The sequence below is a fragment of the Arthrobacter sp. G.S.26 genome, assembly GCF_050847375.1.
Classification (GTDB): domain Bacteria; phylum Actinomycetota; class Actinomycetes; order Actinomycetales; family Micrococcaceae; genus Arthrobacter.
The window spans coordinates 1,223,438-1,244,849 of the sequence record NZ_CP193752.1 but is presented as its reverse complement, the minus strand read 5'-3'; the positions used below and the strand labels follow the sequence as shown (position 1 = coordinate 1,244,849).

Below are 21,412 nucleotides of genomic sequence, written 5' to 3'. Positions count from 1 at the left end.
GTCATGACTACTCCGGCGTCCCACCTGATGACCAGCCTCCGTTCCGGCAATGCCACAGCGCCGCGGCTTACCTGGTACGGCCCGGACAGCGAACGCGTGGAACTTTCCGGCAGGGTCCTGGACAACTGGGTGGCCAAGACCAGCAATCTGCTCCAGGACGAACTGGACGCGGCTCCCGGGATGCGGCTGAAACTTGACCTGCCCGCGCACTGGAAGTCAATGGTGTGGGCCCTGGCAGCCTGGCAGGTGGGTCTGGAAACGGTCCTGGACGGGGCGGACGCCGATTTCCTGGTCACGGCGGCCACCGACCCGGTCGAGGGCCGGTATGACGCCGTAATCGCCGTTGCCCTGCCTGCCCTGGCCATGCGCTGGCCGGGCACGCTGCCGGCAGGCTGGGTGGATTACGCCGCCGAAGTGCGCTCCCATGGTGACGTCTTTATGGCCCATGCCGAGCCGGACCCGGCGGCCTGCGCCATCCGTGCCGGCGGGGGCGGGGTCCACAGCCAGGCTGGGCTGCTGGAGGGCTTCGCACTCCCCCACGAGGACGGCGCAAGGATCCACCTCGCCGCCGGGGATGGCCTGGAAGGCGCCCTTGCCGGCGCACTGGGCGCCTGGCAGCACGACGGGTCGGTGGTGCTGACCGCACCTGAGGTTGAACTGACGGACCACCTGCTGGCTACCGAACGCATCCACGGCAACTAGGCCACAGCGGCCCTGCCCGCGCGCATTCGGGCTGGATCAGGGCCGGGGCGGTCCGCCCGGGGTGCTGCCCTGATCGGCGGCCGGAGCCTGCCCGCGGTGCTGGTGGTGGAGTTCGATCAGGTCATGGTCGTGCGAGAACTCGGGTTCCTGGTCCAGTTCCTCATTGAAGACCCAGAACCGGTAGGCGAAGAACCGGAAGATGGTGCCCAGAACAAGGCCCACAACGCTGCCCGCGATAAAGAGCGAGGGCTTGTCGTTCAGTTCCAGGACGTACTTGGCGAACCACACGCAGCCGGAGGCGATCAGCAGGCCCACGAAGTTCATCACGGCGAACAGGACGGCCTCGCGCACCACGTTGGCCTGCTTACGATGGCGGAACGTCCAGAACCGGTTGGCCACCCACGAGAAGATGCTGGCCACGATCGTGGCGACGGCCTTGGCCCAGACTTCGCTGCCGTGCATGGGCCCCGTGAAAAGCCAGATGAAAATGGCGGAGTCAATGACAAACGCCACACCGCCCACGGCCCCGAATTTGGCAACTTCACGCCAAAAGAGTGAGGCGAGCCCCCGGATTCGATCTGCAAGTGCGCTAAACATGACCCTCCATGGCCGTCTGAACTATGGGCCACACGGCCAAACGACTATTTTAGCCCCCAAACACCCCCTCCGGCCCCTCCGCCGCCGCCTTCCCCGGCGCAGATTGGTGGAAATCTTCGGCGTAGAGCGCCCGGGAAGCCGGGATCACGGGCTGTCTTCGGTAGGCTTGCCCATGTGACTTTTCCAGTAATAGGCGTGGTTGGCGGCGGCCAACTGGCCCGAATGATGGCCCCAGCCGCAACCGCACTCGGCTTTGAACTCCGTGTCCTGGCAGAAAGCGGGGACGTTTCGGCAGTCCCGGCGGTCCGGACCTCACCGGTGGGTGACTACAAGGACCTCCAGGCCCTGCTCGGCTTTGCCGAAGGCGTGGACGTGCTGACCTTCGACCACGAGCACGTCCCCACGGCGCACCTGCGCGCCCTCCAGGACGCCGGGGTCAACGTCCAGCCCGGACCGGACGCCCTGGTCCATGCCCAGGACAAACTGGTGATGCGTGCTGCCATCGAGAGGCTGGAACTGCCCAACCCCGCGTGGGCCTCAGTGGACGGCATCGCCGACCTGGTGGCCTTCGGGGAGGACAGCGGCTGGCCCGTGGTGCTGAAGATGCCCCGCGGCGGGTATGACGGCAAGGGTGTTCGGATTGTCGCGTCCGCGGAGGAAGCCGCAGAAACCGCTGAGTGGTTTGCCGCCATGAGCCCGCTGCTGGCCGAGGCCAAAGTGGAATTCACCCGCGAACTTTCGGCCCTGGTGGCCCGGACTCCGGACGGCGAGTCCCGGGCCTGGCCCGTGGTGCACACCATCCAGGTTGACGGCGTCTGCGATGAAGTCATTGCCCCGGCCCTGGACATCCCGGTGGAGGTCGCCGCCGCTGCCGAGGACGCGGCCCTGCGGATCGCCGCCGAACTCAACGTGACAGGCGTCCTCGCCGTCGAACTTTTTGAAACCCCCGGCTCCGGCCCCGGGTTCCTGATCAACGAACTGGCCATGCGGCCGCACAACACCGGCCACTGGACCCAGGACGGTTCGGTGACCAGCCAGTTTGAGCAACACCTCCGGGCTGTTTTGAACCTTCCGCTCGGGTCCACCGACGTGCTGGCACCGGTAGTGGTGATGAAGAACTTCCTGGGCGGCGACAACCAGGACCTGTTCTCGGCGTTCCCCCTGGCGTTGGCCAGCGAACCGGCCGCCAAAGTGCACTGCTACGGCAAATCGGTCCGCCCGGGCCGCAAGATAGGACACGTGAACCTGGTGGGCACGTCCGCGGCGGACGTTGATTCCGTCCGCAGCCGCGCCTCGCTGGTGGCGGGCATCATCCGTGATGGCCGCGTCCCCGCCGGGGAACCGCAGCAAACATTCGAGGAGAACCAATGAGCGCCAAAGCCAACCCCGCCGCCACACCGGCGGCGGCCCCCCTGGTGGGACTGGTCATGGGTTCCGACTCCGACTGGCCCGTGATGGAAGCTGCGGCCGAAGCCCTGGCTGAGTTCGGCATCCCCTTCGAAGCTGATGTGGTTTCCGCACACCGGATGCCCACCGAGATGATCAGTTACGGCAAGTCCGCCCACGAACGCGGGCTCCGTGTGATCATCGCCGGCGCCGGCGGTGCCGCCCACCTGCCCGGCATGCTGGCGAGCGTCACTCCGCTGCCCGTGATCGGCGTCCCCGTTCCCTTGAAGACCCTGGACGGGATGGACTCGCTCCTTTCCATCGTCCAGATGCCCGCCGGTGTACCGGTGGCCACCGTCTCCATCGCCGGCGCCCGGAACGCGGGCCTCCTGGCTGTCCGGATCCTCGCAGCCGGTACCGACGATCTGGCAGCCTCCCTCCGGACCGACCTGCTCGCATTTGCCGAGGAACTCAACGCCGTGGCCAGCCGCAAGGGGGCAAACCTCCGGCAGAAAGTCAGCGAGGTCTTCGCGGACCCCGCGGGCTCCCCCCGGGGCAGCCACTAGGACGCGCCCATGGCCAGCAGCAAAGCACAGCACGAAGCCACCGGCAGTGGCCTGACCGATCCCGTCCGGTTCCCGGCCGGCGCCGCCCCCGCGGTCCGCACCAAGCGGGCCTTTGTCCTGGTGCTGCTGACCCTCCTGGTTCCGGGCAGTGCGCAATTGGTGGCCGGCGACCGCAAACTGGGCCGCACGGCCCTGCGGGTCACCCTGTGCGCCTGGGGGCTCGTGGCCATTGCCCTGCTCCTTGCCGTGTTCAACAGGAGCCTGCTGATCAACATCCTGGCCAACCAGTTCGGTTCACTGCTGGTGGTCATCCTGCTCGTCGCCCTGGCTGCCGGCTGGGCGGTCCTGTTTGTCAACACCCTGCGCCTGATCCGCCCGGTCCTGCTGGCGCCCAAGGCGCGTCCCGGCGTCGCCATTGCCCTGGTCCTGTCGCTGGTCCTGGGCAGCGGTACCCTCGCCTACAGCGCCTACCTGCTCAACGTGAGCCGCAACGCGATCGGCAGTATCTTCTCTGCCGGCCCCGCCATCGAACCGGTGGACGGCAGGTACAACTTCCTGATGATGGGCGGTGACGCGGGCGATGACCGCACCGGCCGCCGCCCGGACAGCCTTTCCGTCCTGAGCGTGGATGCCAAAACGGGCCAGACGGCCATCATCTCGGTGCCCAGGAACTTCCAGAACGCACAGTTCAGCGAAGGGTCGCCGATGCGGGACATCTACCCGGACGGTTACAACTGCGGCGACGAGTGCCTGATCAACGCGATCAACACCGAGGTCACCAACAAATACGCGGATCTGTACCCCGGCGTCGCTGATCCAGGGGCGCAGGCCACCATGGAAGCCGTTTCCGGCACCCTGGGCCTCACGGTCCAGGCCTATGTCCTGGTGGACATGGAAGGTTTCGCCAAACTCATCGACGCCATGGGTGGAATCAAAATCAAGGCCGGTGGCTGGGTGCCGCTGAGCGGTGAGGTCATCGATGAGGCGAACGGAATCCACGGCATGCCCATGGGCTGGATTCCGGCCGGCGAACACCGCCTGAACGGCGACCTGGCGCTCTGGTACGGCCGGTCCCGCGAATTTGTGGACGACTACGCCAGAATCCAGCGCCAGCAGTGCATCCAGCAGGCCATGCTCAAACAGCTCGACCCGGGCACGCTGCTGGCCAAGTTCGAGGAAATCGCCAATGCCGGAACCCAGGTGGCGGACTCCAACATCTCGTCCAACCAGCTGGGCAGCTTCGTGGACCTCGCCGTAAAAGCAAAGGGACTTGACATCAAGCGGATGACTATCGGTCCGCCGGACTTCGACGCCTCCTTCTCCACGGTGCCGGACTTCGGTGAACTCCACTCCCGCGTGGACCAGCTGCTGGCGTCGGCCGGGCCGCAGGCTGCCGGGACGGCCGACGACGCCATGGCAGTTCCCGCCGCCGGTACCGGCCAGGTGCAGGCCGCCGGAGTTCCTGCCGCCCTTTACGCGGCCGGCGCCCTTCCCCGCCAGCAGTCACCGTCGCCGTCGGACTTCGTCCCGGTGACCACCACGCCGGACGGCGAGCCGATTACCGAGGCCATGCTGAACGAACTCAAGCGCCAGGGCAACGAGCAGGCCATCCGGGACCTCGTGGCCAGTAACGGCAACTGCGCGCCGCTTTAGGCAGCGCAGCCAAACCAGAACCAAGTGATCGGAACGGGCTTTGTACGAAATTGAGAACGTCCTCCGGGATTATGCCTGGGGTTCGACCACCGCCATCGCCGCCCTGCTGGGGCGGCCCGAATCGGGCGGCCCCGAGGCCGAACTCTGGATCGGCGCGCACGCGGACTCCCCGTCGGTGGCCCGGTCTGGCAGGAATGGAACACCGACGCCGCTCAACGAGCTGATCGACGCCGACCCTGCGCACCACCTCGGTGCAGGTTCCGTGGCTCGCTTCGGTCCCCGGCTGCCGTTCCTTGCCAAGATCCTGGCCGCCGCCCAGCCGCTGTCCCTTCAGGTGCATCCGAGCCTCGAGCAGGCGCGGGCAGGTTTTGCCCGGGAGAACGACGCCGGCGTGCCGGCCAACGCAGCCAACCGCAACTACCGCGACGATAACCACAAGCCGGAAATGATCCTGGCGCTGACGCCGTTCGAGGCCCTGTGCGGATTCCGGCCTCCGAAACAGACCCGGCAGCTCCTGCAGCATGTGGCAGGCCGTTTTGACCAGGCCGGGCGCACTGCTCCCGCCTTGCTGGGCACCCTGCTCGCGGACCTGGCCGGACCGGACGAGGGACAGGCCCTCCGGACGGCCTTTGAAAGGCTGATTTCCGGTGGCGGAGAGGTAGCGGAGGCCACGGCAGTGGTGGCAGCTGCCCTCATCTCGGGCGCGCCGCTGGAGCCCTACCGCCCTGAACTGGCCACAGTGGTCAGCCTGAACGAAAAATACCCGGGCGACCCCGGCGTCCTGATCTCCCTGCTGCTGAACCGGATTTCGCTGCAGCCCGGCGAAGCCGTCTACCTTCCGGCAGGCAACGTCCACGCCTACCTGCACGGCCTGGGTGTGGAGGTCATGGCATCATCGGACAACGTCCTCCGTGGGGGGCTGACGCCCAAGTTCGTGGATGTCCCCGAACTGCTGCGGACCATCGATTTCCAGCCCGTCGCGGTGCCCATGCTGGCGGCCACCAGGAACGGCTTGGACCAGGAAATCTTCAGCCCGCCGTTCGCGGAGTTCTCCCTGCAGCGCATCGCTTTGGGTCCGGACGCGGGTCCGGTGCCTATAGCCCAGTCGGGAGCGGCAGTGGTGGTTGTGGTGGCCGGCGACATCTACCTGGACTCCCCGAAGGGCGACCTGCACCTGTCGCGCGGCGGCAGCGCGTTCCTGCCGGCCGCCGAGGCGCCGGTGAATGTCCACCGCGCCGCGGGCAGCACCGAAGAAGTCCTCGCCTTCGCGGTGACCACCGGCCTTCCGGCCGGGGACTAGCGCTTCAGCAGGCGGGCCGCTGCCGGCCGGACCCGGCCAGCAGCGGCCTTCACCGCGCGCCGGGCGCCCTGCAGGCCGCGCCTGGCCAGCGGCATGGCTTTGGCGTAGGCAGGGTACAACGGCGACAAGGGCTTGTCCCAGGTGCCCAGGAGCAGGTTCTCGTGCTTGGCGAACTGCTTCTTGAAATCGGAGATGCCGTCGTTGAGCAGGCCGTTGAAGTCATACCGCGAGCAGCCGTCCGCTCGCATTGCCTGCAGGGCTGCCCACTTCACGCCGTAGTTGACCCGCTGCTTCTGCCCTTCGGCGGACACCCCGCCGTAGAGTTCGAAGGCCGTGGCACCGCTGCGGGCGAGCCAGACAAAGGCCAGGACCCGGCTGCCGTCAAACGCGGCGATGATCGGGGAACCCTCGCCCAGGTTGGCAAAGATGTCCCGGTAGTACTGGTCCTCATGGATGCCGAACCCGGCCCGTTCGGCCGTTTCGTGGTAGATCGCCAGGACCTGTTCCAGCTCGTCCGCGCTGGCGACCTTCCGGAACTCCACCTCGCTGCGCATTGACTTGCGGATGTTGGCGCGGGTGGACTTGGACATGTCCGCCATCAGCTCATCGTCGGTCCGGCCAAGGTCCAGGATGAGGGTCCGCGGGATCAGGACCGTGTTTTCGGTTTTGCGGAACCCGGCGGCAGCCACCGCGCCGGCGAAGTCCGAGTCGGCGTCCCAGTCAGGTTCGATGCTGAGCGCCACTCCCCCGTGACGGGTTGCGGCATGCGCCGCCAGGCTGTCCAGCACTGCGGGGGCATCGGCCGCTGAGCACATGGGCCCGCGGGGAATGTAGACCAGGGCCTTGAAGGGAAAGGGCAGTCTGCGGATCAGCAGCTGCGCGCAGCCAACTGTGGTGCCGCCGGCCACCAGGAGCACCCGGTCAACGGACCAACCGTGCGCGGCCTTGGTCTGCCCCCAACCCCACAGCTGCTGCGGATGCCCCTGGAACCGGTCAACATGCTCATCCCACAGGGTGCGGTCAGTACAGGGCACAACAGCGACAATCATGGCTTAAACCCTATACCAACGCGTTAACGCCGAAGCCCCGGGGCGCGCTGGGCACTCCGGGGCTTCGGGACGGGCCGGCTACGGCCGGCAGGCTCAGCTCTTGCGGGCGTAGCCTTCCCACTTGCTGGCCTGGTGCTCGCCGTCCACAAAGCGGATGGTGCCGGACTTGGACCGCATCACGATTGACTGGGTCAGGACCTTGTCCTTGGAGTAGCGGACACCCTTGAGCAGGTCTCCGTCCGTGATGCCGGTGGCTGCGAAGTAGCAGTTGTCGCTTGAGACGAGGTCGTTGGTGGAGAGGACGCGGTCAAGGTCATGGCCGGCGTCGATCGCCTTCTGCTTCTCGTCGTCGCTGGTTGGCCACAGGCGGCCCTGGATGACGCCGCCCAGGGACTTGATGGCGCAGGCCGCGACGATGCCCTCGGGGGTGCCGCCGATGCCCATCAGGGCGTCCACGCCGGTGCCGGACCGGGCCGCCGCAATGGCGCCGGCAACGTCGCCGTCCATGATGAACTTGGTGCGGGCACCGGCTTCGCGGATCTCTTCGACCAGCGGGCGGTGGCGGTCACGGTCCAGGATCATCACGTTGAGCTGGTTGACCTTAACGCCCTTGGCCTTCGCGATGAGGTGCAGGTTCTGCTTGACGGGCAGGCGGAGGTCCACCATGTCGGCAGCCTCGGGGCCGGTGACCAGCTTCTCCATGTAGAAAACGGCTGAGGGGTCGAACATGGAGCCGCGCTCAGCCACGGCGAGCACGGCCAGGGCGTTGTTGATGCCCAGGGCGGTCAGGCGGGTGCCGTCGATGGGGTCGACGGCAACGTCGCACTCAGGGCCGGTGCCGTCGCCGACGCGTTCGCCGTTGAACAGCATGGGGGCTTCGTCTTTTTCGCCTTCGCCGATGACCACAACGCCGTTGAAGTGGACGGTCTGCAGGAAGGAACGCATGGCGTCAACGGCAGCGCCGTCCGCCGTATTCTTGTCGCCGAAACCTACCCAGTGTCCGCCGGCGATGGCCGCGGCCTCGGTGACGCGGACCAGTTCAAGGGCCAGGTTGCGGTCAGGCTCGTCGTTGCCTACTGCCAGGGACGGTGAGATCGTGGAGTATTTCTGGGTCATGGACGCTGGTGACACGTGAACCTCTTCTTCGAGTGGCGATCATTAAACCCGCAACGCCGGTGCGGCGGTGCGGTGATTCCTCTGCTTCCGATCATAGTCGCGGCATCGGGCACGGGGCATCGGATGACGCGCCCCCGCAATGTGCCGGGATTGGCCGGAGCCGGACCGAGGGGGTCCCGAATAGCAGAGGGTGCCTCTATAGGCGACTATGGAGGGGTGAATGAAATGCAGGAAAAGCCCAGCCCCAGCCCCGAACCCAGCGAAACCCGCGGCCGGGAGTCTGCCGCCGGGCAGGACGGCGGCAGCCAGGTTTTGCCCGTCATTCCGGCCGCGGCGGCCAAGCGGGCCAACGCTTCGGTGATCGGCATGATCATCGCCCTGGTGGTCAGCATTGCGGCGTTCCTGCCGGTAATCCTGATGAACCCGCTGCCCAAGAGTGATGGCTACCGCCCGGACATCGACGTGGCCGCAATAGCCGGCCGGGCCGCGGATGTGGCAGGATTCACACCTGCCGCGCCGGACACCGGCGGTGCGTTCAGGGCCAATTACGCCCGCTGGGAGGCAGGCACGTCCAGCGGGGTCCCCACCTGGGAAGTGGGCTACCTGACGCCCAAGGGCTCCTTCATCGGCATGGTCCAGACCATCAAGGCCAACCCCACCTGGCTGCTCCAGGAAACCCGCAACGCCCCCGTTACCGGCTCCCGCAGCGCAGGCGGCCAGGAATGGGAACTCCGGGACACCGGCAAGGGCGAGAAGTCAATGGTGCTGGAATATGGCGGCACCACCGTCATCCTGACCGGCGCCGCCCAACTGGAAGAATTCGGCACGCTGGCGGGCGCCGTGGTGAAGTCCATTGAGGCCAACCCGGCCGTAACAGTTTCACCGTCCGCCACCGCAGCGCCGTAACGTAGTCGCGTGGCTACCTACCTGACCCCCGCACTCGCCTGGCGCCGCCTGCGCGAAGGAAACGAACGCTTCGTCAACGCCGAAACGTCCCACCCCAACCAGGATGCGTCCCGCCGCTCCTCCCTGGTGGAGAACCAGCACCCGTTTGCGGTGATCTTCGGCTGCTCGGATTCCCGGCTCGCCGCCGAAATCATCTTCGACGTCGGCCTTGGCGACGTTTTTGTGGTCCGCACCGCCGGCCAGGTCATCGACGACGCCGTCCTGGGCTCCCTCGAATACAGCATCGGCGTGCTGGGGGTGCCCCTGATCGTGGTCCTCGGCCACGACAACTGCGGCGCCGTCAGCGCCACCAAGGCCGCCGTCGAGACCGGACAGATGCCTGCCGGTTTCATCCGGGACCTGGTGGAGCGGATCACGCCCTCGGTGCTGACCTCGCTGCGGAACGACCAGACAGAGGTCAACGACATGGTGGTGGAGCACGTCAAGCAGACCGCCCAGCGGCTGGCGGACAGCTCCCGTGTGATTTCCGACGCAATCGAAAGCGGCCGCGCCGCCGTCGTTGGCCTGTCCTACAGCCTGGCGGAAGGCCGGGCGGACGTTGTTTCGGGCATCGGGGACCTCTAGCGGCACCGGGCGGGCCGCTGCGTCGCAGCCCCTTCACGGTTTTCGATGGTGCGCCCGCTCGTCCTAAGCTAGCCCCATGACTTCCACTGAAGAATTCCGCATTGAACACGACACGATGGGCGAAGTCCGCGTCCCCGTGAACGCCCTGTACCGTGCACAGACGCAGCGTGCAGTTGAGAACTTCCCCATCTCCGGAAAAACCCTGGAACGCGCCCACATCGAGGCGCTGGCCCGGGTCAAGAAGGCTGCGGCGCAGGCCAACGCGGAACTTGGGGTGCTCGACGGCGAGCTGGCCAAGGCGATCGCCGACGCTGCCGATGAGGTGGCGGCGGGCAAGTACGACGGCGACTTCCCCATCGACGTTTTCCAGACCGGCTCCGGCACCTCCTCGAACATGAACACCAATGAGGTGCTGGCCGAACTCGCATCACGCGCCCTGAAGGCAGCCGGCAGCGACAAGGTGGTCCACCCCAACGACCACGTCAACGCCTCGCAGTCCTCCAACGACGTCTTTCCCACCTCGGTCCACGTGGCAGCCACCTCGGCCCTGATCAACGACCTCATTCCTGCGCTTGGCTACCTGGCAGAGTCGCTGGAACGCAAGGCCGTGGAGTTCAAGGACGTCGTGAAATCCGGCCGCACCCACCTCATGGACGCCACCCCGGTGACGCTGGGCCAGGAGTTCGGTGGCTACGCAGCGCAGGTCCGCTACGGCATCGAACGCATCAACGCAGCACTCCCCCGCGTCGCTGAGGTTCCGTTGGGCGGCACGGCCGTGGGCACGGGCATCAACACCCCGGCCGGCTTCCCCGAACGTGTCATCGAACTGCTCGCCACGGACACCGGCCTGCCGCTGACCGAAGCCCGCGACCACTTCGAGGCCCAGGCCAACCGCGACGGCCTGATCGAAGCGTCCAGCCAGCTGCGCAACATCGCGATCTCCTTTATGAAGATCAACAACGACCTGCGCTGGATGGGCTCCGGCCCCAACACGGGCCTGGGCGAAATCGCGATCCCCGACCTGCAGCCGGGTTCCTCGATCATGCCGGGCAAGGTCAACCCCGTCATCTGCGAGGCCTCCATCATGGTGTGCGCGCAGGTCATCGGCAACGACACCGCCATCGCCTGGTCCGGCACCAACGGCGCCTTCGAGCTGAACGTCGGCATCCCCGTGATGGCCGCCAACCTGCTTGAGTCCGTGCGCCTGCTGGCCAACACCAGCCGCGTGATGGCGGACAAGATGATCGACGGCATCACCGCGAACGTGGAGCGCGCCCGCTTCCTGGCCGAGGCCTCACCGTCCATCGTCACCCCGCTGAACAAGTACATCGGGTACGAGAACGCGGCGAAGATCGCCAAGAAGGCCGTGGCCGAAGGCCTCACCATCCGTGAAACCGTCATCGCCATGGGCTTCCTGGAGCGCGGCGAGGTCACCGAGGAACAACTGGACACCGCCCTGGACGTTATGTCCATGACGCGCCCGCCGCACAAGGCCTAGTTCCCCCGGCTTTCCTGCAGTACAACGGCGGCCGCCACCTTCCCAGCGAAGGCGGCGGCCGTCGTCGTACGCATTTCCCAGATTAAGTTGCACTAATTCCGACTTAGTGCAAAACTTTACTCTGTGACTCAGAGTGCAACTTTAGAAAATGGCCTCCGTGAGCGGAAACGGGCCGCAACGCGGCAGGCCATCACCAACGCCGCCCGGACCCTGACGGCCGAACGCGGGCTGAACGGCTACACCGTGGAAGAGGTCTGCGAAGCCGCCGGAATCTCGCGCCGCACCTTCTTCAACTACTTCCCGGCCAAGGAAGACGCCATCATCGGCCACGTGGACGACGACGTCCCCGAGGACATCCTTGCCGAGTTCATTGCGGGCGGCGCAGCCTCCCCTGCCGGCGAAATTTCCCCCACCCTTTTCCAGGACCTCATCCGGTTCTCCCTCCGGCTTTCCGAAAAGATGACCGCCTCCGAGGAGGAAACCCGGCAGCTGATCGCCGTGGTCCATAAGGAACCGCAGCTGATCCTGCGCATCATCGGGGTCACTGACCGGCGCGAGAAGCAGTTCGCCAGGGACCTGGCCCGCCGCGAAGGCGTGGGCGAGGACCATCCCGTGGTGCAGATGGCCGTGGTCCTGTTGGGCACCATCGCCCGCAAAAGCAGCATGGCCTACTTCTCGGACGGCAACACCCGCCCCTACCGCGAGCTGCTGATGGAAAACATCAGCGCCGCCAGCAGCCTTTTCTCCCAGCCTTTCGACCCCACCACCGCAGCAGCAGAAGGACACTCATGAGCACCACCACCAAGCCACCGGCAGGGCCCCTGCTGTTGACGCAAAAACGCATCTGGATCATCTTCTCGGCGCTCATCGCCGGCATGCTGCTCTCCAGCCTGGACCAGACAATCGTCTCCACGGCCATGCCCACCATCGTGGGCAAGCTCGGCGGCGTCGAACACCAGGCCTGGATCACCACCGCCTACCTGCTGGCCACCACCATCGTGATGCCCATCTACGGCAAGTTCGGTGACATCCTGGGCCGGCGGAACCTGTTCCTCGTGGCCATCGCGCTGTTCACGCTCGCCTCGGTCGGCTGCGCCCTTGCGACCGATTTCTGGGGCTTTGTCATCTTCCGTGCCATCCAGGGCCTGGGCGGCGGCGGCCTGATGATCCTGTCCCAGGCCATCATCGCCGACATCGTCCCCGCCAAGGACCGCGGCAAGTACATGGGCCCGCTGGGCGCCATCTTCGGACTCTCCGCCGTGGCCGGCCCCCTCCTGGGCGGGTTCTTCGTGGACCACCTCACCTGGGAATGGGCCTTCTACATCAACATTCCCATCGGCATCGCCGCCTTCGCCTTCGCCTGGTTCACCCTGACGCTGCCGAACAAAAAGGCAGAAAAGCGCATTGACATCCTCGGGGTCCTCCTCCTCTCCACCGCCACCACCTGCCTGATCTTCTTCACGGACTTCGGCGGCAAAAAGGACGAAGGCTGGGATTCTCCGCTGACCTGGGCCTTCGGTGCCGGCCTTGTCCTGTCGGCCGCAGCCTTTGTTATGGTGGAGCGCCGCGCCGAGGACCCCATCATTCCGCTGAGCCTGTTCCGCAACCGGATCTTCGTCAACGCCACGGCCATCGGCTTCACGCTGGGCCTGGGCATGTTCTCCGCCATCGCCTTTGTGCCCACTTTCCTGCAGATGTCCTCCGGCACGTCCGCCGCCGAATCCGGCCTGCTGATGCTGCCCATGATGGTGGGCCTGATGGGCACCTCCATCTACTCCGGCATCCGGATCTCCAAAACCGGCAAGTACAAGATGTTCCCCATCCTGGGCGCTGCTTTCACCATGGCTGCCATGCTGTGGATGACCACCCTGGCCGCCACAACACCCATCTGGGTTATCTGCGTGCAGCTGTTTGTGTTCGGTGCAGGCCTGGGCCTGATCATGCAGGTGGTGGTCCTGGTGGTCCAGAACTCCGTACCGGCAGAGCAGATCGGCACCGCCACCAGCACCAACAACTACTTCCGCGAAGTGGGTGCCGCCATGGGCGTCGCAGTGTTTGGTGCCATCTTCACCAACCGGCTCTCCGAATCGCTGACCACCGCCTTCACGGGGGCCGGCGCATCGGCTGACCAGGCCGCGCAGTCCACCAGCACCCTGGACCCGGCAGCGCTCAGCCAGCTCCCGGAGCAGCTGCGGGACGCCATCGTGAACGCTTACGCCGACTCGCTGGCGCCGGTGTTCTGGTACCTGCTGCCCTTCATTGCCGTGGCCCTGCTCCTGGCCATCACGCTCAAGCAGATCCCGTTGTCGGATACGGCCGGCATGGTGGCCCGCGGCGAGGCAGTGGGCGGCGAGGAAGCCACCCGGCTCGAGGCCGAGCAGCGGGCAGCAGCCGCCGGCGAAGCGCCCGCCAGGCAGGACGACCCTGCGAACAACGGCCGGGATGCCGCGGACGACGACGGCGGGCTGGTTTCCCAGCGACGCTGACGCGGGCTGCCACCACGGTCCGTCGGATCACGACAAGCAGGGACGCCGCAATCTTGGGGGTTGCGGCGTCCCTGCCTGGTTCTAAGCCGTCGGCTCAGGCCTCGAAATGCGCTGTCCCCGCCGGCGCGAGGGCACGACGGATGCTGGTGAGGTGGCCGGCCATCAATTCCGGCAGGTCCGTCGGGGCGAACCAGCCCACGGCAAGGGATTCGTCGTCGTTGATCCGGGCGGTCCCGGACACGTACCGGCACTTAAAAACAATGTCCAGGAATTCACAAACATCGCCGTTCGGGTAGGTGAACGGACCCACGGCGCCAACAGAGACCACGTGCTCCACCTCTGCCACCACGGCTGTTTCCTCAAAAATCTCCCGCACCAGGCCGCGGGCGGGCTGCTCCCCCGGCTCCAGGATGCCGCTGACCAGGGCCCACTGCCCGTTATCGGCCCGCCGGGCCAACAGGATCCGGCCTTCCCCGTCCACCACCACACCCCGGACGCCGGGAAGCCACAGCAGGTCGTTGCCGACCTTCTTACGCAGGTTCAGGATGAAGTCAGGTGCAGGCATAAGCCAAGCCTATGCCTGCGGCGCACCGCCCTCAGGCCGGCAGGAGCAGGGCCAGGAAAGCACCGGCCAGCATAAACGGGCCGAACGGGATAGCTGTCTTCAACGTGCCGCGGCGTGCCACCAACAGGATTACGGACCAGGATCCGCCCAGCAGGAACGCCAGGAACGTGCCCGCGAACAGGTGGCCCCAGCCCAGGAAGCCCAGGTACAGGCCCAACACTCCCGCCAGCTTCACATCGCCGAACCCCATGCCCGGCGGGTACAACCGCCGCAGCACGTAGTAGAACAGCCACAGCAGCCCCGCTCCCGCCAGCACCCGGAAAGTCTCCGTGGCGGCAAGCCCGCCGTCGTGGAGGGTACCGGAGCCGGCATCACCCAGCGCCGCGGCGGCCACCAGAAGCAGGCCGACAATGGCGTAGGAAGGGAAAATGATCCGGTTGGGCAGCAGGTGATGCCGGACATCGATGACTGTGAGGCGCACGGCCATGACCACAAAATAGGCGCACGCGGCCAGCACCAGCCAGAAGGCCACAGGGTTGCCGGCCCAAAGGCCGCCGAGTCGTCCCATCACCCCTCGGATGCTACTGGAATCGGGCCGGGCCCAGAACCGCGCCCGCGTAATATGTGGATATGGCCACATGGGACGCCCGGCACCGCCCGGATCCGGAGCACGGCGCCGGCCCGGCGGACACGGCAGCAATGTTCCGGAACCTCTGCCGGTCCTCGCCGTGGAAATGGCAGGCCCTGCAGTTCGAGTACTGGGATGAGCCCTTCACCGATGCCCCTGCCCCGGCGGCGCCGCTGGTGCGGGCGTCGCTGCGCCGGCCCGGCGCGCTCCGGTTGGAAAGCCCCGACGGACTGGTCCTCCACAGCACACCCGGAATCAACGACTCCCGCGACGGGTTTTACGTCACCTCGACACGGAAGTCCTGGCTGCTGCCGCCGCACCTTGTTACCCCGGTCTATGACGGCTCCGGCCTGGTCCGCCGCAGGCCCGAGGCCGCGTACGGGGATCCCGGGTTCGGCAACGGCCGTCTTTCGGCGGCCCTGGACCCGGTGGAACTGGCGGGCAATGCCCCGGTGCCCCTGGAATTCCCTGGCAGCAATGCAGTGCTGGTCCACGGCGTCCGGCGGCTGGACCACGAGGGCCGGCCCGCGCTCGAGGCCGAGGTGTCGCCTACGGCGGCGTACCACGCCGGCGATCCCGCAGCCCCGCTGTGCCTGCCTGGCAGGTCACTGGTCCGGGTGGACCTGCGGACCGGTGTCTGCGTGGCCAGCCGCTCCCTGGAACCGGAGAAGGACCAGTACGGCCACTGGCTGCGGATCCTCGCGGTGGACGGATACATGCCTGATGATCTGTTCCTGGCCAGCCCTGCAGCTCCGGCGGATGTCCGCCGATACATCAGCTGGAACCTCCCGGCCCAGGTGTGGCCCGAACCCTAGGTGCCGCTGGGCTAGGCTGGCCCGATGACTGCGATAACCCACCTGTGGCCCCTCGACGGCCTGGTCCTGAAGACACCGCGCCTGGAACTGCGGACCGTGACGGACCAGGACCTGCCGGCGCTGGTCGATGCTGCGGCGGGCGGCATCCACGAACCCGGCAGAAACCCGTTCAGCACGGCCTGGGCCGAGGCGCCCCGCGCCGAGCTCGGACCCCGGATGGCGCAGTGGCACTGGCGGAACCGGGCGGAGTGCGGACCGGAGTCCTGGACCATCCTGCTGGGCATCTGGCGCGAGGGGGCGCTCGTTGGCTGCCAGGACGTTGGCGCCAAGAAATTCGCGGCCCTCAAGACCGTCAGCACCGGCTCCTGGCTGCAGCGCTCCGCGCACGGCATCGGCCTGGGCAAGGAGATGCGGGCCGCCGTTGTGCTGTGGGCGTTTGACTGGTTGGGTGCCGAAGTCGCCGAGTCCGAGGCCGCCGCGTGGAACGAATCCTCGCTGGGCGTCTCCCGTTCCCTGGGCTACGAACCCAACGGGGTGCACAGGACCCAGTGGGGCACCGAGGTGGAAACGGTCCAACAAGTCCGGCTCACCCCCGAATCGTTCAAACGCCCCGACTGGGAGTTGCAGGTGGCAGGCCATAACGCCGCGGCTGAGTTCCTGGCGATCTCCTGAGCCAAGGAGGATTTGGTGTCCGGGCGCGCCTTCCGGCAGCGTGCGTCAAAGGCGAGGAACGAGCCAGCACGCAGAGGAAGGGGCACCCGGGCACCTCCGCTTACCCTTCGAGCAACTCCGTCACCAGTGCTGCGATGGGTGAGCGTTCGCTGCGGGTGAGCGTGATGTGGCCGAAAAGCGGGTGTCCTTTCAGGGTTTCGACGACCGCGGCGATGCCGTCGTGCCGGCCGACGCGGAGGTTGTCGCGCTGGGCGACGTCGTGGGTGAGCACAATCTTGGAGTTCTGGCCCATGCGGCTCATGACCGTCAGCAGGACGTTTTTCTCCAGGGACTGCGCTTCGTCCACAATCACGAAGGCATCGTGCAGGGACCGGCCACGGATGTGGGTCAGGGGCATCACCTCAAGCATGCCCCGGTCCATGACTTCCTCCACCACTTCCTGGCTGACCAGCGCGCCCAGGGTATCGAAGACTGCCTGGGCCCACGGGTTCATTTTTTCGGACTCGGAGCCCGGCAGGTAGCCCAACTCCTGGCCGCCCACGGCGTACAGCGGGCGGAACACGATGACCTTGCGGTGTTCGCGGCGTTCCAGGACCGCTTCCAGGCCTGCACAGAGCGCCAGTGCGGACTTGCCAGTGCCGGCGCGGCCGCCGATCGAGACGATTCCCACGGCGGGATCCATCAGCATGTCGATGGCCAGCCGCTGCTCAGCGGACCTGCCATGCAGGCCGAAGACATCGCGGTCGCCCTTGACCAGGCGGACCTGTTTGTCGGCGCCCACCCGGCCCAGCGCGGAGCCCCTGTTGGACAGCAGCACCAGGCCGGTGTTGACCGGCAGTTCCGCGGCAGCCGGGATAAAAACGGGTTCGTGGCCGTACAGGGTGGAGATTTCCTGTTCGTTGGCCTCCACCTCGGCCACGCCTGTCCAGCCGGAGTCCTTGACCAGTTCGTTCCGGTACTCGTCGGCAGTGAGGCCCATGGCCGAGGCCTTGACGCGCATGGGCAGGTCCTTGGACACCACCGTGACGTTTTTGCCTTCGTTGGCCAGGTTTTTGGCGACGGCGAGGATGCGGCTGTCGTTGTCGCCGCTCCGGAACCCCAACGGGAGCACCTCCGTGGAAATATGGTTGAGCTCCACAGTCAGGGTGCCGCCGTCGTCTCCGATGGGGATGGGCCGGTTCAGGCCGCCGTGCTGGACCCTGAGGTCGTCCATCAGCCGGAGTGCTTTCCGGGCGAAGTATCCCAGTTCCGGGTCGTGGCGTTTGGCCTCAAGCTCGGTGATGACCACCACCGGGATCACCACCTCGTGTTCGGCGAAGCGCAGCAGTGCCAATGGGTCCGAGAGCAGGACCGAGGTGTCGATCACAAAGGTGTTGATGGCTGGTTCCCTTCCGGAGACGGCAAAACCGGTGTCAGCATCTGGTGCTGCACCGGTTTGAGTGGTGGCTCGCGTGGCGCGAGAGGTAGCTTTCACTTCCTGGTCGGAAACGACCTCGGGCAGTGTTTCAGAAGTAGCCACATCGACTCCAGCCCCGGGCGCCAGCCCGGATTTCTTAATGGTGAGGCGGTTCGGCCACGAGGCCGGATCCGGCCTCCCATACATCCGGTGCGATGTTCCGCTCCATGTACTGGCCTCCCCGATCAGCCGGCGGTTTGCCTGCTGATGGATATAACGTAATTCCGCCGCGGGTAATTTCCGCAACCATTACGCGGCGATTCCTGTTGCCGCTGCGTGAACTTGGAGTTAACGGACCCTCAGGAACCGAAGCGGCGCTGCCTGCCGGCGTAGTCGCGCAGGGCGCGCAGGAAGTCCACCTTGCGGAACGCCGGCCAGAGGGCCTCGCAGAAGTAGAACTCGCTGTAGGCGCTTTGCCACATCAGGAAGCCGGAGAGCCGCTGTTCGCCCGAGGTGCGGATCACCAGGTCCGGGTCGGGCTGGCCCCTGGTGTAAAGGAACCGGGAGATGTCATCCACGCTCAGCGCGTCGGCGAGCCTGCCGATGTCCTCGCCCTTGGCCACGGCGTCGTGCAGGAGTTCCCTGACGGCGTCCACGATTTCCCGCCGGCCGCCGTACCCCACGGCCACGTTGACGTGGATCTTCTCGCGCAGGGTGGTCCGGGCGGTCAGGTTGTTGAGCCGCTCGGCCAGGTAGTCCGGCAGGAGTTCCGGGGCTCCCATGGCGTGCACGGAGATGTTGGCATCCTCATCCAGGCGGTCAAGGGTATTGGCGATGATGCCCATCAGCAGGTCAAGCTCCTCGCTGGACCGGTTCATGTTGTCCGTGGACAGCATGTACAGGGTGACCACCTTGACGCCGAGTTCCTGGCACCAGCCCAGGAACTCGTGGATCTTGTCCGCGCCGGCCTGGTGGCCCTGGCTGGTGGGGGCGTTGAACTGCTTGGCCCAGCGCCGGTTGCCGTCCACCATCACGCCGATGTGCCGGGGAATGCGGTCCCGTGCGAGGCCACGCAGGAGCCTGCGCTCATAGAAGCCGTAGAGGAACCCGGGCAACTCCACGCCTCCACTCACCTGACTTCCTTGCTGGACGTTCCTTGCACATCCTAGGCTACCGTCCGGCTTTGCTTCCGCCGTCCCACGCCGCTCCGCCGTGCCGCCGCCAGGTCCTACTCATGGGTAACTTACCGGATCGTAAGTTATTCTGGGACCATGAACAGCGAGATGCCGGAGGCACCCCGGACCCCGCAACCGGAGGACGGATCCACCACAGCAGGCGCCCCCAAGGGCACCGCCCTGGATGACGCGGCGGTGCGGCTGGCGGAGCTGCTGATGATCAAACCGAAGTGGCGGGGCTGGATCCACACCGTGGCGGCTCCGATGGCCCTGGCCGCCGGCATAGTGCTGGTGGTCCTCGCCCCGACGCCTGACCGGAAAATCACCTCGGCCATCTACGCTTTCACCGGCGTGCTGCTGTTCGGGATCAGCGCCATCTACCACCGCGGCAACTGGTCGCCGGGGGCAAAACGGGTGTTGAAGCGGCTGGACCACACCAACATCATGCTGGTCATCGCCGGCAGCTATACCCCGCTGGCCTGGAGCCTGCTGGAACGGCCGCAGGCGGTCCTGCTGCTGTGGGTGATCTGGTCCGGCGCCATCCTGGGCGTGCTTTTCCGGCTGTTATGGACGGACGCGCCGCGCTGGCTCTACGTCCCCATCTACATTGCGCTGGGCTGCGGGGCGCTATTTTACCTGCCGCAGTTCTTCCAGGCCAACATCGCCTCGGCGGTCCTGATTTGCGTGGGCGGCGCGCTGTACATCACCGGCGCCGTGTTTTACGCCCTGAAGAAGCCCAACTTCAGCTACCACCATTTCGGGTTCCACGAACTTTTCCATGCCCTGACGGTCTTTGCCTTTGCGGCGCACTTCATCGCAATCGCCATGGCAGTGCTGGGCTGAGCAGGTACACGCGGGCCTGGGCCGGCCCCCTGAGCGGGGCTCAGTCGCGGGGCCGGTGGTCCAAGGCGTTGGATCCGGTACCTTCGGGGCCAACGGGGCCGGGAGCTGCCAGGCCGTCGTGCTCGTCTGCGGCGTCGACGTCGGCCGCGGCGGCCGCAGCAAGCCGGTCCTCCTCCACCTGTGCCCGGTAGCGGACCCTGCGGATACGCCGCACCATGTCGATAATCAGCAGCGTGGTGGCCACCACAAAAAATGCCGTCATGATGAATCCCCACAGGCCAGGGGTCACCTGGTCCTCGGAGAGCCCGTCCCGGAGCCCCGGCGTGGGCATCGGCGACGGGGTGGTGGCCAGGCTAAGGAGCAGATGATGCACTGTTAAAACCTTCTGTGGAACGGCGGCAGCAGGCGCCGGCCGGCCTCCCGGCCGGTTCTTCTACGCGGCATAGAAATTGCCTGCTGGTTCTATCTTAGCCCGGCGAAGAGATCCTTTTCGGGGAGCTCCGAGGGAACCCGGGACTTGATCAGGCAGTAGTCCTCCCACGGCCATGCTTTTCGCTGCATCTCCGTGGAGACGGCGAAGAAGAAACCCAGCGGGTCGATCTGGGTCCGGTGGGCGCGCAACGCGTCATCCCGGGCTTCGAAGAAATCGCCGCAGTCCACCTGGGTGGTGGTGGCGTGCACCGTGACCGGCGGGGTGTGGCCCTCGGCGTCGGTTTCCAGCCAGGCTGCAAGCCGCTCGGCATACGGGGACTGCAGGCCTGCCTCCTCCAGGGCGAAGTGCAGGGCCCGGAACCGGTCGGGGCTGAACGCTCGGTCGTAGTACAGCTTGCTGGGCTCCCAAGCCGGTCCGGCCTCCGGGTAGCGGTTGGGGTCCCCGGCAGCCTCGAAGGCTTCAACGGCCACCTTGTGGGCCATGATGTGGTCCGGGTGGGGGTAGCCGCCGTTTTCGTCGTAACTGAGGATGACGTGCGGTTTGAAGGAACGCACCAGTCGGACCAGGGGGGCGGCGGCATGGTGCAGCGGCAGCGTGGCGAAGGATCCGGCAGGAAGCGGTGGCAGCGGGTCCCCTTCCGGCAGCCCGGAGTCCACGAAGCCAAGCCATTGCTGGCGGATGCCCAGGACTGCTGCGGCGTTCGCCATCTCGAGGCGGCGCGCGCCGGCCATGTCGCGCTTGGGGTGCGGTGCGTCGGCCATGGCGGGGTTCTGGATGTCGCCGCGGGAGCCGTCCGTGCAGGTGGCCACCATAACGTCCACGCCGGATGCTGCGTACATGGCCATCGTGGCAGCACCCTTGCTGGATTCGTCGTCCGGGTGGGCGTGGACTGCGAGCAGCCGCAGCGGTGCCGGGGAGTTGCTGGGCGCTGTCATTGAAGGACCGCTCCTCTTTCTTCTGTACTTAGGCTGGATGGAACAAAGCGGGCTGCAGTGGTGCGCT

At 66.6% G+C, this 21,412-nt stretch carries 22 protein-coding genes; 13 read left to right on the top strand and 9 right to left on the bottom strand.

Features of this window, described 5'->3' with window-relative positions:
* Positions 1–3 precede the first annotated feature (3 nt).
* Complete coding sequence (locus ACRB8A_RS05785; protein WP_050687897.1) at positions 4–702, top strand: TIGR03089 family protein; 699 nt, start codon at positions 4–6, stop codon at positions 700–702.
* Between the two features lie 36 nt (positions 703–738).
* On the opposite strand, the gene ACRB8A_RS05780 is transcribed toward ACRB8A_RS05785, so the two are convergent.
* Entirely contained in the window at positions 739–1,299 is a 561-nt protein-coding gene (locus tag ACRB8A_RS05780; protein ID WP_432245809.1) for a GtrA family protein, read from the bottom strand.
* A gap of 174 nt (positions 1,300–1,473) precedes the next feature.
* On the opposite strand from ACRB8A_RS05780, the gene ACRB8A_RS05775 reads away from it, so the two are divergent.
* From ACRB8A_RS05775 to manA, 4 genes are read left to right on the top strand one after another with little or no spacing between them, the layout of a single operon-like run.
* The gene (locus ACRB8A_RS05775) at positions 1,474–2,670 is read left to right on the top strand and encodes a 5-(carboxyamino)imidazole ribonucleotide synthase (protein ID WP_082178405.1); all 1,197 of its coding nucleotides are present in this window, start codon (positions 1,474–1,476) and stop codon (positions 2,668–2,670) included.
* Complete coding sequence (gene purE, locus ACRB8A_RS05770) at positions 2,667–3,251, top strand: 5-(carboxyamino)imidazole ribonucleotide mutase (RefSeq protein ID WP_050687900.1); 585 nt, start codon at positions 2,667–2,669, stop codon at positions 3,249–3,251. The genes ACRB8A_RS05775 and purE overlap by 4 nt, the downstream gene beginning before the upstream one ends.
* Before the next feature lie 9 nt (positions 3,252–3,260).
* Entirely contained in the window at positions 3,261–4,904 is a 1,644-nt protein-coding gene (locus ACRB8A_RS05765; protein WP_056597952.1) for an LCP family protein, read from the top strand.
* A gap of 40 nt (positions 4,905–4,944) precedes the next feature.
* Positions 4,945–6,204, top strand: a complete 1,260-nt coding sequence (gene manA / locus ACRB8A_RS05760; protein WP_432245808.1) for a mannose-6-phosphate isomerase, class I — start codon at positions 4,945–4,947, stop codon at positions 6,202–6,204.
* Here manA and ACRB8A_RS05755 read toward each other — a convergent pair.
* Positions 6,201–7,253 carry a lipid II:glycine glycyltransferase FemX gene (locus ACRB8A_RS05755; protein WP_056597948.1) on the bottom strand — a complete coding sequence of 351 codons (1,053 nt, stop codon included), beginning with the start codon at positions 7,251–7,253 and terminating at the stop codon, positions 6,201–6,203. The genes manA and ACRB8A_RS05755 overlap by 4 nt on opposite strands.
* 93 nt (positions 7,254–7,346) lie before the next feature.
* Entirely contained in the window at positions 7,347–8,369 is a 1,023-nt protein-coding gene (gene glpX, locus ACRB8A_RS05750) for a class II fructose-bisphosphatase (RefSeq protein ID WP_197273624.1), read from the bottom strand.
* Between the two features lie 225 nt (positions 8,370–8,594).
* Between glpX and ACRB8A_RS05745 the strand changes: the two genes are divergently transcribed.
* The 5 genes from ACRB8A_RS05745 to ACRB8A_RS05725 all read left to right on the top strand — a co-directional run bounded on the left by ACRB8A_RS05745 (position 8,595) and on the right by ACRB8A_RS05725 (position 13,883).
* Positions 8,595–9,275, top strand: a complete 681-nt coding sequence (locus ACRB8A_RS05745; RefSeq protein WP_050687905.1) for a DUF4245 domain-containing protein — start codon at positions 8,595–8,597, stop codon at positions 9,273–9,275.
* Between the two features lie 9 nt (positions 9,276–9,284).
* Positions 9,285–9,899, top strand: coding sequence for a carbonic anhydrase (locus ACRB8A_RS05740; protein WP_050687906.1), 615 nt, complete (start codon positions 9,285–9,287; stop codon positions 9,897–9,899).
* 76 nt (positions 9,900–9,975) lie between these two features.
* Positions 9,976–11,397 carry a class II fumarate hydratase gene (locus tag ACRB8A_RS05735; RefSeq protein ID WP_050687907.1) on the top strand — a complete coding sequence of 474 codons (1,422 nt, stop codon included), beginning with the start codon at positions 9,976–9,978 and terminating at the stop codon, positions 11,395–11,397.
* Positions 11,398–11,520: 123 nt separating this feature from the next.
* Positions 11,521–12,189, top strand: a complete 669-nt coding sequence (locus tag ACRB8A_RS05730) for a TetR/AcrR family transcriptional regulator (RefSeq protein WP_056597946.1) — start codon at positions 11,521–11,523, stop codon at positions 12,187–12,189.
* Entirely contained in the window at positions 12,186–13,883 is a 1,698-nt protein-coding gene (locus tag ACRB8A_RS05725; protein WP_432245807.1) for an MDR family MFS transporter, read from the top strand. The genes ACRB8A_RS05730 and ACRB8A_RS05725 overlap by 4 nt, the downstream gene beginning before the upstream one ends.
* A 94-nt stretch (positions 13,884–13,977) precedes the next feature.
* Here ACRB8A_RS05725 and ACRB8A_RS05720 read toward each other — a convergent pair whose 3' ends face one another.
* The gene (locus ACRB8A_RS05720) at positions 13,978–14,448 is read right to left on the bottom strand and encodes an NUDIX hydrolase (RefSeq protein ID WP_056597944.1); all 471 of its coding nucleotides are present in this window, start codon (positions 14,446–14,448) and stop codon (positions 13,978–13,980) included.
* Between the two features lie 31 nt (positions 14,449–14,479).
* Positions 14,480–15,019 carry a prepilin peptidase gene (locus ACRB8A_RS05715; protein ID WP_050684576.1) on the bottom strand — a complete coding sequence of 180 codons (540 nt, stop codon included), beginning with the start codon at positions 15,017–15,019 and terminating at the stop codon, positions 14,480–14,482.
* Positions 15,020–15,078: 59 nt separating this feature from the next.
* Between ACRB8A_RS05715 and ACRB8A_RS05710 the strand changes: the two genes are divergently transcribed.
* Together ACRB8A_RS05710 and ACRB8A_RS05705 are read left to right on the top strand one after the other, a co-directional pair.
* Positions 15,079–15,891: a hypothetical protein gene (locus ACRB8A_RS05710; RefSeq protein ID WP_200933632.1), complete on the top strand. Its 813-nt coding sequence runs from the start codon at positions 15,079–15,081 to the stop codon at positions 15,889–15,891.
* A 24-nt stretch (positions 15,892–15,915) separates the two neighbouring features.
* Positions 15,916–16,563, top strand: coding sequence for a GNAT family N-acetyltransferase (locus ACRB8A_RS05705; RefSeq protein WP_432245806.1), 648 nt, complete (start codon positions 15,916–15,918; stop codon positions 16,561–16,563).
* 100 nt (positions 16,564–16,663) lie between these two features.
* Here the strand turns inward: ACRB8A_RS05705 and ACRB8A_RS05700 are convergent, their stop codons facing one another.
* Positions 16,664–18,082, bottom strand: coding sequence for a PhoH family protein (locus tag ACRB8A_RS05700; protein ID WP_050684578.1), 1,419 nt, complete (start codon positions 18,080–18,082; stop codon positions 16,664–16,666).
* A 236-nt stretch (positions 18,083–18,318) separates the two neighbouring features.
* Positions 18,319–19,080, bottom strand: coding sequence for an isoprenyl transferase (locus ACRB8A_RS05695; RefSeq protein ID WP_050684579.1), 762 nt, complete (start codon positions 19,078–19,080; stop codon positions 18,319–18,321).
* A 255-nt stretch (positions 19,081–19,335) separates the two neighbouring features.
* Between ACRB8A_RS05695 and trhA the strand changes: the two genes are divergently transcribed.
* Positions 19,336–19,977, top strand: coding sequence for a PAQR family membrane homeostasis protein TrhA (gene trhA / locus ACRB8A_RS05690; RefSeq protein WP_432246018.1), 642 nt, complete (start codon positions 19,336–19,338; stop codon positions 19,975–19,977).
* A gap of 40 nt (positions 19,978–20,017) precedes the next feature.
* Here trhA and ACRB8A_RS05685 read toward each other — a convergent pair whose 3' ends face one another.
* Positions 20,018–20,350: a hypothetical protein gene (locus tag ACRB8A_RS05685; RefSeq protein ID WP_050684580.1), complete on the bottom strand. Its 333-nt coding sequence runs from the start codon at positions 20,348–20,350 to the stop codon at positions 20,018–20,020.
* An 89-nt stretch (positions 20,351–20,439) separates the two neighbouring features.
* Positions 20,440–21,345, bottom strand: a complete 906-nt coding sequence (gene mca / locus ACRB8A_RS05680) for a mycothiol conjugate amidase Mca (RefSeq protein WP_050684581.1) — start codon at positions 21,343–21,345, stop codon at positions 20,440–20,442.
* Positions 21,346–21,412 lie beyond the last annotated feature (67 nt).